Annotated in this window: 1 tRNA gene; it reads right to left on the reverse strand. The window is 50.9% G+C overall.

The features are described 5' to 3' along the window. Nucleotides 1-6: 6 nt before the first annotated feature. Nucleotides 7-97 (reverse strand) — tRNA-Ser (locus C2M25_RS10345). Nucleotides 98-222: the final 125 nt, after the last annotated feature.

Below are 222 nucleotides of genomic sequence, written 5' to 3' on the forward strand. Positions count from 1 at the left end.
AAATAATGGTGGAGAGATAGGGATTTGAACCCTAGAGGGGCTACAAACCCCTGCCGGTTTTCAAGACCGGTGCATTCGACCACTCTGCCATCTCTCCGAATGCGAAAACCTACCCGCTTACGCCAGTAGTAAAAATAATGGTGGAGAGATAGGGATTTGAACCCTAGAGGGGCTACAAACCCCTGCCGGTTTTCAAGACCGGTGCATTCGACCACTCTGCCA

The sequence above is a fragment of the Pseudoalteromonas sp. T1lg21 genome, assembly GCF_002964625.1.
Taxonomy (GTDB): domain Bacteria; phylum Pseudomonadota; class Gammaproteobacteria; order Enterobacterales; family Alteromonadaceae; genus Pseudoalteromonas; species Pseudoalteromonas gelatinilytica.